Origin of the sequence: Algoriphagus sp. A40 (genome assembly GCF_002002735.1) — a bacterium.
In the GTDB taxonomy this organism is placed as follows: domain Bacteria; phylum Bacteroidota; class Bacteroidia; order Cytophagales; family Cyclobacteriaceae; genus Algoriphagus.
Genome location: NZ_MUNY01000038.1, coordinates 23,768 through 38,461 on the forward strand (window position 1 = coordinate 23,768; position 14,694 = coordinate 38,461).

15 protein-coding genes are annotated in these 14,694 nt (G+C 45.4%); 3 read left to right on the forward strand and 12 right to left on the reverse strand.

Translation table 11 applies throughout. The features are described from left to right. Positions 1-292 precede the first annotated feature (292 nt). The 9 genes from B0E43_RS04325 to B0E43_RS04365 all read right to left on the reverse strand — a co-directional run bounded on the left by B0E43_RS04325 (position 293) and on the right by B0E43_RS04365 (position 10,769). On the reverse strand, positions 293-2,014 hold the full coding sequence (locus B0E43_RS04325) for an ATP-binding protein (RefSeq protein ID WP_077347017.1): 1,722 nt from the start codon (positions 2,012-2,014) through the stop codon (positions 293-295). Continuing rightward, on the reverse strand, positions 2,015-3,139 hold the full coding sequence (locus B0E43_RS04330) for a universal stress protein (RefSeq protein WP_077347019.1): 1,125 nt from the start codon (positions 3,137-3,139) through the stop codon (positions 2,015-2,017). Continuing rightward, on the reverse strand, positions 3,139-4,236 hold the full coding sequence (locus B0E43_RS04335) for a porin (protein ID WP_168171889.1): 1,098 nt from the start codon (positions 4,234-4,236) through the stop codon (positions 3,139-3,141). Before B0E43_RS04335 ends, B0E43_RS04330 begins: the two co-directional genes overlap by 1 nt. 1 nt (position 4,237) lies before the next feature. After that, complete coding sequence (locus tag B0E43_RS04340; RefSeq protein ID WP_077347021.1) at positions 4,238-4,798, reverse strand: K(+)-transporting ATPase subunit C; 561 nt, start codon at positions 4,796-4,798, stop codon at positions 4,238-4,240. A 12-nt stretch (positions 4,799-4,810) separates the two neighbouring features. Then, positions 4,811-6,841, reverse strand: a complete 2,031-nt coding sequence (gene kdpB / locus B0E43_RS04345; RefSeq protein WP_077347023.1) for a potassium-transporting ATPase subunit KdpB — start codon at positions 6,839-6,841, stop codon at positions 4,811-4,813. 18 nt (positions 6,842-6,859) lie between these two features. After that, positions 6,860-8,545, reverse strand: a complete 1,686-nt coding sequence (gene kdpA, locus B0E43_RS04350) for a potassium-transporting ATPase subunit KdpA (protein WP_077347025.1) — start codon at positions 8,543-8,545, stop codon at positions 6,860-6,862. A 118-nt stretch (positions 8,546-8,663) separates the two neighbouring features. Further along, complete coding sequence (gene kdpF / locus B0E43_RS31370) at positions 8,664-8,741, reverse strand: K(+)-transporting ATPase subunit F (protein WP_077347123.1); 78 nt, start codon at positions 8,739-8,741, stop codon at positions 8,664-8,666. A gap of 1 nt (position 8,742) precedes the next feature. Continuing rightward, the gene (locus B0E43_RS04360; protein WP_077347027.1) at positions 8,743-9,081 is read right to left on the reverse strand and encodes a hypothetical protein; all 339 of its coding nucleotides are present in this window, start codon (positions 9,079-9,081) and stop codon (positions 8,743-8,745) included. Positions 9,082-9,425: 344 nt separating this feature from the next. Next, positions 9,426-10,769 (reverse strand): sigma-54 dependent transcriptional regulator, encoded by a 1,344-nt coding sequence (locus B0E43_RS04365; RefSeq protein WP_077347029.1) that lies wholly within the window; start codon positions 10,767-10,769, stop codon positions 9,426-9,428. A 228-nt stretch (positions 10,770-10,997) separates the two neighbouring features. Between B0E43_RS04365 and B0E43_RS04370 the strand changes: the two genes are divergently transcribed. The 3 genes from B0E43_RS04370 to B0E43_RS04380 are packed head-to-tail and all read left to right on the forward strand — an operon-like array spanning position 10,998 to position 12,519. Continuing rightward, entirely contained in the window at positions 10,998-11,534 is a 537-nt protein-coding gene (locus tag B0E43_RS04370) for a DUF2975 domain-containing protein (RefSeq protein ID WP_077347031.1), read from the forward strand. Positions 11,535-11,537: 3 nt separating this feature from the next. Next, positions 11,538-11,747, forward strand: a complete 210-nt coding sequence (locus B0E43_RS04375) for a helix-turn-helix transcriptional regulator (protein ID WP_077347033.1) — start codon at positions 11,538-11,540, stop codon at positions 11,745-11,747. Between the two features lie 43 nt (positions 11,748-11,790). Beyond that, a complete protein-coding gene (locus B0E43_RS04380) occupies positions 11,791-12,519 on the forward strand; it encodes a class I SAM-dependent methyltransferase (protein ID WP_077347035.1) in 729 nt (242 codons plus the stop codon). Positions 12,520-12,731: 212 nt separating this feature from the next. Here the strand turns inward: B0E43_RS04380 and B0E43_RS04385 are convergent, their stop codons facing one another. From B0E43_RS04385 to B0E43_RS04395, 3 genes are all read right to left on the reverse strand, one after another. Further along, positions 12,732-13,802: an alkaline phosphatase gene (locus B0E43_RS04385; RefSeq protein WP_077347037.1), complete on the reverse strand. Its 1,071-nt coding sequence runs from the start codon at positions 13,800-13,802 to the stop codon at positions 12,732-12,734. Between the two features lie 167 nt (positions 13,803-13,969). Further along, positions 13,970-14,263, reverse strand: a complete 294-nt coding sequence (locus B0E43_RS04390) for a hypothetical protein (protein ID WP_077347039.1) — start codon at positions 14,261-14,263, stop codon at positions 13,970-13,972. Further along, positions 14,260-14,655, reverse strand: a complete 396-nt coding sequence (locus B0E43_RS04395) for a hypothetical protein (RefSeq protein WP_077347041.1) — start codon at positions 14,653-14,655, stop codon at positions 14,260-14,262. The genes B0E43_RS04390 and B0E43_RS04395 overlap by 4 nt, the downstream gene beginning before the upstream one ends. Positions 14,656-14,694 lie beyond the last annotated feature (39 nt).

The following is a 14,694-nucleotide window of genomic DNA, read 5'->3' on the forward strand; positions in this document are numbered from 1 at the left end:
ATGAATATTCAGAATTGCAATTCAATGCTATTCGGATTGAAGGCTTGAGCAGTTGGTTTTTTCCTGGATTTAAGCAACAAAACAAGCCTGCAAAATCAGGGGAGAACTGTTGAAAGCAAGCTGAACGAGTGTAATAGAATCAACCAAACCAGGTTCCCGATTGATTTAATATTTCTGATTTTAAATCCCCGATTAGATCCTTAAGTCAGACTATCTAAGTGGTCGATTTTGCATTTTGGTTTTCAATTCCTGAAACAGCGGATATGGGATTGTATCGCTGAAGTGGTGCCCCTCATTTGATCTTGTTTAAAGTAACTGTAAAGGTACTTCCTGCCCCAAATTCACTGTCCACGGAGATTTGCCCACCCTGAGCTTCTATGAATTCCTTGCTGATCGCCAAACCAAGACCTGTTCCTTCTTTACTGGAACCGGGTACCCGGAAGTAGCGGTCAAAAATTTTGTCCTTGTATTGAGGCGGAATGCCCTGTCCGGTGTCTCGAACTGAAATTTGAACCCGGTCTTCCTGGGGAGTGATGCTCAGGTGAATGGTGGAGTGGTCGTGGGAATAACGAATTGCATTGGAAATCAGGTTGGTCAAAACCCAGGCTGTTTTTTCGTGGTCTGCATGGACCCTGGGTAAAGTCGCCGGGCAAGAAATTTCAAATTTGATGTGTTTTTGATCCGCTTGCATTTTGGTGGAATTGACCGAATACCGGAGGATTTCTTGGGGATCGGCAGGGAGAATGGCGAGTTGAATGTTGCCGCTTTCGACTTGGGTCATGTTGAGGAGTTCTCCGGTAATTTTCAAAAGGCGAGCGGTATCCTCCTGGATGCTGTCGATTAGGTTTTGTTGTTCCTCATTGAGTTTGCCGATTTGTTCATTTTGGAGGAGCTGTAGGCTCAGCCTTATGGAGGAGATAGGAGTCTTAAATTCGTGGGAAACAGTGGCAATGAAGTTGGTTTTGGCAGAGTCGAGCTCTTTGTATTCGGTCACATTTCTCAAGATGATCATGTGTCCGACCAAGCGCTGGGTTTGTTCTCCTGTGGGAGGGAGAGAGATGTGGAGGGTTTCTTTTTCAAAATAGCCCTCTTTGTTGTCTGCGAAAATTTTGATGGGTTTGGGTTTTGCTCCACTGTCTGGTTGGTGGATGTCCTGGATCAGGGTCCGGATTAGGTCATTTTTTTCAGCCAATTCTGTGGCTGGGAAGCCGATAAGCCCGGATTCGGTTAGGCCGGAAATTTTAATGGCTTCGTGGTTGGCGAAAATGACCAGGAGGTTTTCATCCAATCCCAAGACAGGATCTTGCATGTTGTTAATGAGCGCTTCGATCCTTTTTTTCTCCATCATGAGTTTGGCCAGGTTGCTGTTGTTGTATTCTTCCAGCTTTTCAGCCATGGTGTTGAAGGATATTGCCAGCTGCCCAAATTCGCTGTCTCCCTCCAAGTGTACCCGCTCTGCGTAATTTTTTGCAGCAATCTGTCTGATCCCCCCAGTGAAGGTGGTAATGGTTTTTGCGATGTTGGAGGGAAGGTTCAGCAGCAGGATCAAGGCGATCAAAAAGCAAAGTGTCCCGGTGATCACTATCCAAAATATCGCATTGTCGGCGGTATTTTTGGCGATCTCGCTTTTTTCCTGGATGGCTTTCATGTTCATTTCCATGATCTTGAAGATCTCCTCCCGGATATTTTTCTTAAGAACTGGATTGTTTCTGTCGGATTTGAGCCGTTCCACGTATTGACTCAATTCTAACGTGGCTTCTTTTTCTCCAATTTCGGAAATGTTGTTTTTCTGTTTTTCAAGATTGGTATCAAACAGCTGCATGGCTTGATCGGAACCATCCTCCAGAGCAACCAGCATAGTTCTGGAATAGTGCAGGGTATTATAGTTGGCCGTCAGGATATTTTCGGTATCCTGCTTGAGTTCATTGATGTACCGGGTGCCGACGATACCCAATAATAGGATCAGAAGGAAAAGCAGCCCGATCCCCAGCCGTATTTTGGTTTTGATTTTCATTTAGGAAAGGATGACAAGGTCGATACCATTAGAGGATAATTTTTTAAGCAGTCCGTTGAGGACGTTGGTAGCCATGATTAACCGGATCAGGCTTAGGTGGGGTTTTCCAATGCAGATGGTGGTGATTTTGCGTTCTTCTGCCTGTTCGATGATGGATTTGGAGACACTCTTGTTTTTGGTTTTGATGATTTCGGCTCCCAGTTCGGTAGCAAGTTTGAGGTGGTTGATCAGGTGTCGCTGCTTGTCCAGCGGGATATTATCCCCGCTTTCCCTTGGGGTTTGGACATAGATGACGTACCATTTACTGTTGTAGTAGTTGGCCAGTCGTGCGGTTTTTCTGATAACCGTTTTTGCTGTTTTTTCATTGCTGCTGATGCAGGCCAAAAACCTCTCGTGTCTGAGTACCTGAGTGCTGGTGATTTCGGTTTCGATCTTTCGTTCGACCTGTGAGGCGACTTCTTTGAGTGCCAGCTCACGGAGTTGCAGGATATGTGAGCTTTTAAAGAAGTTTTTAAGTGCGGTATCAATTTTTTCAGCCTGATAGATTTTTCCTTCTTTCAGTCTGGAAATGAGTTCATCAGCAGTAAGATCGATATTGACTACCTCATCTGCCATAGCAAGAACGCTGTCTGGAATCCGCTCCTTGACTTCAATCCCGGTGATTAATTTGATTTCTTCATTGAGGCTTTCGATGTGCTGGATATTGACAGCGGAGATTACATTGATCCCTGCCGACAAAATATCTGACACATCCTGCCAGCGTTTTTCATTTTTGCTTCCTTCAATATTTGTGTGGGCAAGCTCGTCCACGATGACCACCTCAGGCCGGAGGTTGAGGATGGCAGAAAGGTCCATTTCCTCCAATTCTTTGCCTTTATAGAAAAGATTTCTACGCGGAATAACCGGAAGGCCATCCAGCAGTTCGCTGGTTTCCTTCCGGTTATGGGTTTCGATAAACCCTATTTTGACATCTATCCCGTTTTTTAGCAGGGTATGGGCTTCCTGAAGCATCCGGAAAGTTTTACCTACACCGGCACTCATGCCGATGTAGATTTTAAACTTTCCCCGCCTCGATTTTTGGATGAGCGAAAGGAAATGCTCCGCAGACTTTTCTTTTTCTGACATCAAAACCAGACGGTGAAGTTAGTGGTCAGCATGCTACTGGTGGTTGTGTTTTGACCATCCCGGAAATAGACTTCATCATCTGAAAAGAATACCCTTCCTTCTGTTCTGAACATGAAGTTTTCGGCTACCCGATAGTTGATTCCCAAGGAACTGCCATATGCGCTGAATCCTTCCACTGAGGTGATTGGGACAATTTGCACACTTTTTTCGTCATCGAAATACTCTATTCTGGAAACTACAGAGAGCTTTTCGGTCAGGCTATATTGGGCAATCAGATTGGCGTTCCACCATACTGCCTTCCCTCCGGCTTGTTCCTGACTGCCTACGTAGACATCTCCTGTCATGGCCCATCGGTTTTTGGTGTAGATAAAATAGGCATCGGTGAAAAGTCTTTGTCCAACGAAGGTTGGCTCTGAGGCACTGCTTTCCTTGCCGACATAGGTGTTCCAGTTGATCAGCCAGGAGTTATTTGGACGATATTCGATCTGAGTGGAAAAGGCTTTGTTGGAGTTTTGATCTTTGATTTGTTGCCAGCCATTGAGCGCATAGAGGTAAAGGTTCACTTTTTGGGAAAGTGGGAGCGTCAGCTTTGCTCCTGACATGTAGTAAGGGACATACTCCGGTGCAAAGGATCGTGTGTAAGCAAGGTGGTCTTTGGAAATGGCACTTTCGTTGGTAAATGGCGAACCAAATACTCCAAAATCCAACCAGATGTTTTTATTGGCAAATATCTTAAGTCCAGCATTGGCTTCGACGATGTTTTTCAAAGTTCCTTCTTCAGCGGCATAATTACTGTTCATATAACTACCAAACCCCGGGACAAAGCGGGCTCGAAGTCTGGTAGAGGAATATTTAATGTCTATGTAAGCAAGGTTTACATTGACCTCATTGTGTCGACCCATGGAAACAAAATAAGGTCTGTTGCCATCGGCAGGCTTGTTGAAATCATAGGAATAATAGGTGTCAATATAGCCGCCGATTGTGACTTTGCCCTGGTGGTTCATAGAAGTGGAATCCATCACAGCGGTATTGACGATTTGGCCATGGGCCGTATTGAGAATTGCAAAGAAGATTGCTAAGAATAATAAAGGTTTCATTTTACTGTAGTTGGTCTAATGCTAAATTGAGTTGGAGTACATTTATTTTTTCGGTTCCTGCGAATCCAAGCAGGGGACTTTCGGTATGGTTTTGAATCAGGTTGGTCAGGTCAGTTTCGCTCAGGTTACGCTTTTTGGCGATTCGTTTGACCTGAACCAGAGCAGCCTGCACTGAGATATGGGGATCCAATCCACTACCACTGGCTGTCACCAGATCAGAGGGGATTTGAGCCAAGTCAATTTCTGGATTATGCACCAAAAACGTGTCAATTCTGGCCTGAACCTCGGCAAGGTAATCAGGGTTGGTTGGGCCTTTGTTGCTTCCTGACGAACCTGCTGAATTGTAGGATGCTGCTGAAGGTCTGGACCAGAAATACTGATCCGAAGTGAAATTCTGCCCCAGGTTGGAATAATAAGTTTTACCGTCCTGAGTGATGGTTTGGCCTTTTCCGCCTCCGGAAGAAACCTGGGCCACGCCCCAAATTATTGCTGTGTAAATGCCACAGAAAAACACCAAACAAACCAATGTCAATCTGATAGCGGGAAGGATATTATTTTTCATTTTATTGATATTTTAAATGAATATTGAGACAAACAGGTCAATGGCCTTGATGCCGATGAAAGGCACTATTACACCCCCTAAACCGTAAACGAACAGGTTTCTGCGAAGCAAGGCACTTGCGCCAATTGGCTTATAGGCTACCCCTTTCAAGGCCAATGGGATGAGGAGAGGGATGATGATTGCATTGAAGATTACCGCTGAAAGAATGGCGCTTTCAGGGCTGTGCAGATTCATGATGTTTAAGCTTTGCAGGGAAGGAATCGCTACGATGAACAAAGCCGGGATAATGGCAAAGTATTTCGCCACGTCGTTTGCAATACTGAAGGTAGTCAGTGTACCACGGGTCATCAGAAGCTGCTTGCCGATTTCCACCACTTCAATCAGTTTGGTAGGGTCGTTGTCCAAATCCACCATATTGCCGGCTTCTTTGGCTGCCTGAGTACCGCTGTTCATAGCGACTCCCACATCTGCCTGTGCCAAAGCCGGAGCGTCGTTGGTCCCGTCTCCCATCATGGCAACCAGTCGGCCTGCGGCTTGTTCCTTTTTGATGTAGTTCATTTTGTCCTCAGGCTTGGCTTCGGCGATGAAATCATCCACACCTGCTTTTTCGGCAATGAATTTTGCGGTCAAAGGGTTGTCACCGGTTACCATTACGGTTTTGATGCCCATTTTTCGAAGGCGTTCGAAGCGTTCCTGAATGCCTGGTTTGATGATGTCTTGCAGTTCAATTACTCCGAGCACTTTTTCGTTTTCAGAAACCACCAAAGGTGTACCGCCATTGCTTGAAATCTTGACAACCCGCTCTGCAGTTTCCATTGGAAAGGCGTTGCCTGCCTTCTCACATAATGCCTTAATGGCATCGGTTGCGCCTTTTCGAATTCGGGTGTTTTCAGTACCCGCCTGTCCGGCCGGTAGGTCGATTCCGGAAGATCTGGTTTCGGCGGTAAATTTGATGAAGCGGGCATCCTTAACCTGAAAACTCTGTGGGTTGATCGCTGCCAGTTCAATGATGGATTTGCCTTCCGGGGTTTCGTCTGCCATGGAAGCCAATGCCACAGATTTGACAAAGTGTTTTTCGTCGATGCCGTTGGCAGGGTAGAAGTTGGTTGCCTTTCGGTTACCGATAGTGATTGTTCCGGTCTTATCCAGCAGCAAAACATCAATGTCGCCTGCAGTTTCCACCGCTTTGCCGCTTTTGGTAATGACGTTGGCTCTCAAGGCTCTGTCCATTCCTGCAATCCCGATTGCCGAAAGCAAACCGCCGATGGTGGTAGGAATCAAACAAACAAAAAGAGAAATGAATGCTGCAATTGTGATCGGTGAATTGGCATAGTCCGCAAAGGGTTTGAGTGTCACCGTTACGATGATGAACACCAGGGTAAAACCAGCCAACAAAATGGTCAGGGCAATTTCATTGGGTGTTTTTTGGCGGCTTGCACCTTCAACCAATGCAATCATTTTATCAAGGAAACTTTCCCCTTGTGCAGTTGTCACCTTGACGATGATCTTGTCCGAAAGCACTTTCGTGCCGCCTGTTACCGAGCTTTTGTCTCCCCCGGATTCGCGGATGACAGGTGCGCTCTCCCCGGTAATGGCACTTTCGTCAATGGAGGCCAAGCCTTCTATGATTTCTCCGTCGGCAGGGATGATGTCCCCGGCCTCACAGACAAATAAATCTCCTTTTTTCAATTGGGAGGAAGAAACGGTGACGCCGCTTTTCAGTTTTGCAGGGGTCTCCTCTCTTGTTTTACGCAAGCTGTCTGCTTGTGCTTTGCCTCTTGCTTCGGCGATTGCTTCGGCAAAATTCGCAAACACTAGGGTGAGTAATAGCAACAGGAATACGGTGAAGTTGTAGCCAAATGATCCTTGCGAATCACTGGTCAGGGAATACAATGCTACGATCAGCATTACTATCGTTCCGATTTCCACGGTAAACATAACCGGGTTGCGAAACATGATTTTTGGATTGAGCTTTACGAAAGACTCTTTGAGTGCATCCTGCACCAGTTCTTTCTGAAATAGACTCGTGTTATTATTTTTCATTTTTTTCAGAATTATCGATTAGTACAATGAAAAGTATTCGGCCAATGGCCCCAGGGTCAGGGCAGGAAAGAAAGCCAAGGCGGCAATCAGGGCAATCACTGCAAATACCATCATACCAAAGGTGGTGGTGTCGGTTTTGAGTGTGCCATTGCCTTCAGGGATGTACTTTTTATTGGCCAGAATACCTGCTATAGCGATCGGACCGATGATTGGAAGAAAGCGCCCTAACAGCATCACTATCCCGGTGGAGATGTTCCAGAAGAGGGTGTTGTCCCCCAGACCTTCCATACCGCTACCATTGTTGGCACTGGAGGAGGTGAACTCATACAGCATTTGGCCAAATCCGTGGAACCCAGGATTGCTGATCGAGGCGGTGGCGTCTGGGCTGGATGCGGCAATTGCAGTTCCCACCAGGATGAGGAATGGGTGGAGCAAGGCAACGATCATGGCAATCTTCATCTCTTGTGCACCGATCTTTTTCCCCAGGAATTCCGGGGTACGTCCCACCATCAGGCCACTGATAAATACCGCCAGGATGATGAACACGTAGAAGTTGAGCATACCCACACCGACCCCTCCGTAGAAGGCGTTGATCATCATCCCAAGGAGTTGGTTCATATTACTGAGTGGGGTAAAACTGTCGTGCATCGCATTGACACTTCCGGTGGAAATGACCGTGGTGGCGATGCTCCAGTAACCGGAAGCAGCAGCTCCGAATCGGACTTCTTTGCCCTCCATGCTGCCCATGTCCTGAGCAATTCCCATTTGGGTGATTTTGGGATTACCGTTCATTTCGAACATTACCGTAGATACGGCCAGCAGGAGAAAACCAAGAGTCATCACTCCAAAAATCATTTTGGAAAGTCTGGGTCTATTGATCACATAGCCCATTGCGAAAATCAAGGCAATAGGGATGATCATCTGGGTCACCATTTCGGTGATGTTGGTCAAATAGTTGGGGTTTTCAAAAGGGTGTGCGGAGTTGGTCCCGAAATATCCCCCACCATTGGTGCCCAAGTGCTTGATGGCCGTAAACGCCGCTACCGGACCGGTACTTACTTCCACAGTTTCCCCTTCAAGGGTTTCCTGGGTGCCTTTTCCTTCCCAAGTCATCGGAGTACCGTTGAATGCCAGAATGCTGGCCACAACTACGGCGATCGGGAATAGAATTCGGGTACAGCTTCTTACAAAGAAGGAGTAGAAGTTACCCAGCTTAGGAGCTGTTTTTTCTTTCATAGCCATGAATAGCACCGCTGCGATGGCAATGCCAGTGCCTGCACTTACAAATTGCCACAACATCAGGATCAGCTGTCCCAGATAGGAAATCCCAGTCTCACCGGAGTAGTGTTGCAGGTTGGTATTGCAGACAAAGCTGATCGAAGTATTGAAAGCCAAGTCAGGACTCATGGATGGATTGCCGTCTGGATTGAGCGGAAGCCAGGACATGTTGGTAAGAACCAGCATCGAAAGGACAAACCAGCTGCCGTTGATGGTCAGTAAAGCGACCAAATGAGCTTTCCAGCTCATATCCCTTGATGGATCAATCCCGCTTAGTTTGAAGAAGAGCTTGTCCAGGGGATTGAAGAGGGGATCGAGCCAGGTTCTTTCGTATTGAAAGACTTTGCCGATGTAGCGTCCTAACGGAATTGCCAGGGCAACTGTAGCGGCAAACATGAGGATGACTCCAAGAATTTCTGTGTTCATTTGAGATTTTATTAAGGTTGGTCGGGAAAATCAACTCAATGCTGGAGTCTTGAAAGCTGGAAATCGGCAGAATTTCTGAGGATTCCCAGCTATCTCAACAGGAGCGATGATTTGCCATTTAGAATTTTTCGGGGCGGACTAAAACGTAGAACATATAGCCAAACACACCGATAGAGAGGATAAGTAATGCAATCATTTTATTGAGTTTTTTTGGTTTCTATCAATACTTTGAGGTACACGGGGAGGAGGCTTTCAGGCATCACTTTCAGCTGATCCATCAGCTCGTCGGTGTCAAGCCGCATTGCCATGGTGGCCAGGAATTCATTTTCAATCGCATTGCAGAGGAAGAGATTTTCTCTTTGGTAAACTTTGGTGATCAGGGAGAGAATTTGTCTGGTCTCGCTAGATTCCCAATACTGGGCACACCGGTTTCCGAAATAGCGGAGCACCCGGTAAATCTGGTATTCGTCTTTTTCAAAATATTCCGGAAAAGCCTTCGGAAACCCTTCTTGAAGTTGTCGGATTAAGTTTTCCATAGCGTTCAGATGTTTTCAAAGGCATCAATCGCCCTGAAGAGGAGGGCAAACAAGACGATCCCAGTGAGATAAAGCAGTAGCGTCAACATTGGATTATGGGGTTGGATGATTTGATTGGAAGAGGTTACCGGATTCAGGTTCCGGTTTACTGATTTGGTAATTGACTGGAGTATTCATCGGGTATTTTACTTGATGTGAAACCCCATGTGCCAGTACCGTTCCCATTTTTATGGATATGATATAAAAAACTCAATAACAATAAGTTGTGATTTATTCGGAATATTAAAAAATAAAAAACCCTTTCGTTTTGAAAGGGTTTTCCTATTGTTTTGAAAGGGTGGAGCTTATTCAATGCCAAACTCGGAGAGCTTGCGGTAGAGTGTCGTAAGGGCTATGCCCAGTAATTCTGCGGTTTTGGTTTTGTTGCCGTTGGTGTAGTTGAGTACCTTTTGGATGTGCAGTTTTTCAGCGCTTGCCAATTCGAAGGCAGACATGAATGGCCTGGTGTCTTTGGCAGTGTTCCGCCTCATCTCCAGGGGCATTGCGTCCAGCACAATCTGATCACCGGATGTCAGGATCACAGCGCGTTCAATTGCATTTTTCAATTCCCGGATATTGCCGGGCCATGGATGGAGTTTCATGGCTTCCAGTGCATCTGGTGAGATGGATTTTATTTTCTTGTTGGTTTTTGTGGAAAATATGGCCAAAAAATAAGAGGCAAGTAATTCAATGTCTGCCACCCGATTCCGGAGTTGAGGCAACATGATCTGAAAAACAGAAATCCGGTAATACAAATCCTCCCGAAATGTCCCTTTTTTTATTTCCTCCAATAGGTCTCTGTTAGTGGCGGCAATGACGCGGACATCGACCTTAGTCGGTTTTGTTTCCCCTACTTTGAAAAACTCGCCAGACTCCAGCACTCTCAGCAGCTTAGCCTGCAGGTCAAGGGCCATTTCTCCGAGTTCATCCAGAAAGATAGTACCGTGGTTGGCTTCTTCAAACAGCCCTTTTTGGTCTTTGGTTGCTCCTGTAAATGCTCCAGCTTTGTGACCAAACATTTCACTTTCGAGCAAATCCTTGCTGAAAGCCGAGCAGTTGATGGCAACAAAATTTTTCTTGGCCCGCTTGCTTTCCTGATGAATCGCCTGGGCGAAAATTTCTTTTCCGGTGCCGGTTTCTCCCGTCAACAGGACGGAAGCATCGGTTTCGGCAACCATTTTGGCCAGATCTATTGCCTCTTGGATAGCTTTGGACTTACCGATGATTTTAGCGAAGGAATGTCTCTCTCCGAGTTGCTTTTCCAATTGCTGTACCCTTTTGGCAAGTTCCACTTTTTCAAGTGCCCGGTACATCAAAGGAATGATTTTGTTGTTGTCATCCCCTTTGGTGATGTAGTCAAATGCCCCGTTTTTGATGGCTTGAACCCCATCGGGAATGTTGCCATAGGCTGTCATCAGTATGATTTCAACCAAGGGAAACTTCTCCTTGATTTTTTTGGAAAAATCCACCCCATTGCCATCCGGGAGCTTGACATCGCACAGCACAACGTCAACCTCGTTTTGTTCCAGTTTTTTGATGGCAGATTTTAAGTCAGGTGCCTGGAGAACCTCAAAACCCTCCAAAGAGATGATCCGGGTCAGCAGAGTCCGGAGCTTTTCTTCATCATCGATGATCAGTACTTTTTTCAAATTTTCAGTTGAGTTTGGGTGCCAAATTAAACAAACAATCCGGGGAGGACCCAAATATCGCTTTTTTGGTGTTGGCAGTCCTGGGGGATTTTTCTGAGGGAGACCTTGAATCGAGCCCTATTTTGAAATCCAATGAGGATTAAATTATTGAAAAACATTTTAAAATTATTGTTTAACAATAAATAAATAGCGATTATTGAAAAATATTTTTATTTAAAACTATTTCTAATGGCAAAATCCAAAAAATCCCGGACTGCCACCATTCTTCAAGTCATGCAGGTGGTGACTTGGATCGTTTACATCGGCCTCTCCATCGAAGCCGGAGCGATTTTGGTGTCCTTTGGTGTAAGCTTATTCAATTTCCAAGCTGCCGAAGATTTACACCTTGGTTTAAGTCTGAAGCACCTTCTGGACTTTGACCGGAGACATTATATTGCCTATGTTTCACTTCTGATTGCTGTCCCTGTTCTCAAGGCAAGTCTCATGTATCAGGTGATTCAGATTCTTTCCAAAGTGAAGTTGGAGAGTCCTTTTACCCTGGATGTGGCAAAGATTTTGGAGAAAATGAGCATGACGCTAATAGGGGTTTGGATTGTCAGTCTGATCGGACACTCCTACGCCAAATGGCTTACAAAAAGAACCCCGGAGTCATTTAGTTTCGAGGTTTTGGATGAATATCTTCTCATCGCCGGACTGGTGTTTATCCTTTCCCAGGTTTTTCGAAGAGGGGTTGAAATCCAGGCTGAAAATGACCTAACCGTATAAGCCATGGCGATCATTGTTAACCTTGATGTGATGATGGCCAGGCGCAAAATGTCACTGAATGAGCTGTCGGAGAAAGTGGACATCACTCTAGCCAACCTTTCGATCCTCAAAACCGGGAAGGCCAAAGCGGTTCGATTCAGTACTCTGGAGGCAATTTGCAAAGCTCTGGACTGTCAGCCTGGGGACTTGTTGGAGTTTAGAAATGAAGAATAACTGGAATGTGGTAAATTGAAGAGTAAACCTTAAAAAGAATCCAATGCGAAATCCTGTTTTCTTCCATTTACTCGTGCTGGGTTTTTGCCTGAATATTTCCTGTCAGGCCCAAAACTCTTCCGAAAAGCAAGATGCCGTCTATTCCTTTAAAACTCCAGGTTCAGGAGGAACCGGTAAAGTATACATGGGACGAGAAATCGCCCATGTAATGGATTTCCAGGGGAAAGACTGGCTGGAGCGCCAAAGCCGGGAACAGGAGGAAAATACGATGCTTGCGATTGAAAAATTGCCTGTCACTGACAACAGTGTGGTGGCGGATATCGGTGCGGGTTCAGGTTTTTATACCTTTCGGATTGCCCCCAAAGTACCTCAGGGAAAAGTCTATGCCGTAGAAATCCAGGACGACGCCATCCAGTACCTTCAAAATCGGAGCAAGGAGCTGGGATTTGACCAGGTAATCCCGGTAAAGGGAAAGGTAGATTCCCCAAACCTCCCGGCCAATTCAATTGATCTGGCCATCATGGTCGATGTCTACCATGAACTGGAATTTCCGGTGGAAATGCTGGCAGAAATCCGGAAATCTCTCAAGCCGGAAGGCAAGCTTCTGCTGATCGAATACAGGGGCGAAGATCCTGCGGTGGCTATCAGAGCACTTCATAAAATGACCGTCCCTCAGATCGAAAAAGAACTGACAGCCAATGGCTTTATACTGGTTGAAAATGGACAATTTATGCGAATTCAACACTTTTTGGTTTTTGAAAGAGCTAAATGAGGGAGGAAATTTTATTGACTGGCTTGCAACGGGCAAGGTGAATTTTTCCCAAATGGAAAGCTGGTTTAATTATAGTTCAAGTATCGAGGGGAATAAACTTGGTGACGAAACCCTCCAAGGATAGGAAATACACAGAATAGGAAACAAAAAAGGGTGCAATCGTCGATTGCACCCTTTTGTTTTTTATTAGGCCGGAGGCCTTTGAATGAAAGTTATTTGAAATTGTAAGCTTTCAGCATTTTGTGGAAGATGTCGTTGTTTTCATAAATCCCCGCAAAAGCTTCTGAACCGGGACCGTATGCAAAGACCGGAATCATCACGCCGGTATGGCTTCCTGTCGTAAACTTACCTTCTACCATGCCGGTTTCGGTGCTACCCTTGTTGATGGTAAATCCACCGGTTTCGTGATCGGCAGTGATGATGACCAGGGTATTACCGTCTTTTTCTGCAAATTCCAGCACTTTTCCGATAGCATTGTCAAAATCAATCATCTCTTCAACGATATATTGGGTGTTGTTGCCATGGCCACCCCAGTCGATCTGGGACCCTTCGACCATCAGGAACATTCCCTTTTTATTTGATTTCAAAAGCTCCAGGGCCTTTTCAGTGGATTTGACCAATTCATCTCCGCGACCTTCTGAAAATCTCGGCTGTTGCTCATCTGCAAGAAATGCCGCCAACTTACCGGTTTTGATCTGCTGAACTTCCTCGATGGAGTTTGCAATCTGATAGCTTCGATTTTTCAGGGAATCGATCAGGTTGACACCGTCTGTGCGGTTGGCGAAAAACTTTCTCCCTCCTCCGATGAACACATCAATGTCGGTGCTGAGGAAATCCATGGCAATATTCTCATCCAATGACCTAGAGGCCTGATGGGAGATAAAACTTGCTGGAGTGGCGTGGGTAATCGAGCAGGTAGCGACCATTCCGGTTGCCAATCCGTTGTCTTCTGCGATTTCAAGTATAGTAGGGACAGCCTCACCATTTGCGTCAACTCCGATTGCTCCGTTGTAGGTTTTGACTCCGCATGAAAATGCCGTGGCACCTGCTGCAGAATCTGTAACAAAGGCATTGCTAGCCTGGTTTTTGTGAAATCCCACGACAGGAAAACGTTCAAGGTTGAGATGTCCGAAGTTTCCGGTCAGTCCGGCGTAGATTTGGGCAACTCCCATGCCGTCCCCCACCATCAAAATGATGTTTTTGGGATGTTTGGCTTTTTTCTGGGCCCAGGAAGGGCTGCAGCAAAGCGAAAGTGCAAGGAGGATTAGGTATCTTTTTTTCATGAAATGATGGGTTTTTTCGGGTGTAAAATAGAATTCAAAAGTTGAAAAGATCCTGTTCGTTCCATTTCTTAACCGATTCTTGATCTTTGGGGAATCTCCCTGCTATTCTACCTGATTTTTGGAAAAAAGGACCACTTCTTAAATAAACCCTGGTCGATTTTCAATTTTCAAGGCTTGAGTATTCGGTTGCTTTCGACTTGGTTCCAGAAATTATCCAAGGCCGATTTTGTTGGATTGATCCTTCTTAGAGGTGTTTGGTTTGTCGCCTCTTCAATTTGGAAAACCTCCATTTTTGAACAAGATAAAGAAGGCCAATCCCAAAGATGAGCAAGGGGGTAAAGAATCACAAACAGGATATAATTGATTTCATAGTAAGACAGTTTAAAAATATTTGCCAGGTTGATGACAAAGTCAGTGCAGTAATTGTATAACCAATAGGTAAGTTCTAGTATGGCATTCATGATTTTTTCATCTGGTTTATTCGATCCTGAATGTTGAGAGACTTAATTAAAAACATGTAAATCAGCAGTGGAAAAAAAATCACAAGTAGGAGAACATTGGCCAATCCATAATTACCAAGACTCCGCAGGGAAGCAATCATTCCAAAATACAGTGGATCAGTAACTCCAAAATATTCCGGGTTGAATTTCACGTGATGGGTTTTGCAATAGCTGGTGTCGTTGTGACAGGCCCAAGAGCATTTTTCAGGGATTTGGCTCCCGCTATTGATAGTCAGTTGGTTCCGGCTTTGGTAGTCTGTAGCCTCGAATTGAAGTCTGGAATATTCATTCACGATGACCATAAAGAACAATGGAAAGAGGAGAATCAAAGTGTTTCGAATGGTTTTTCTCATAGAACTAGTAAAGAACCATGTCCCGTTTGATTATAATGA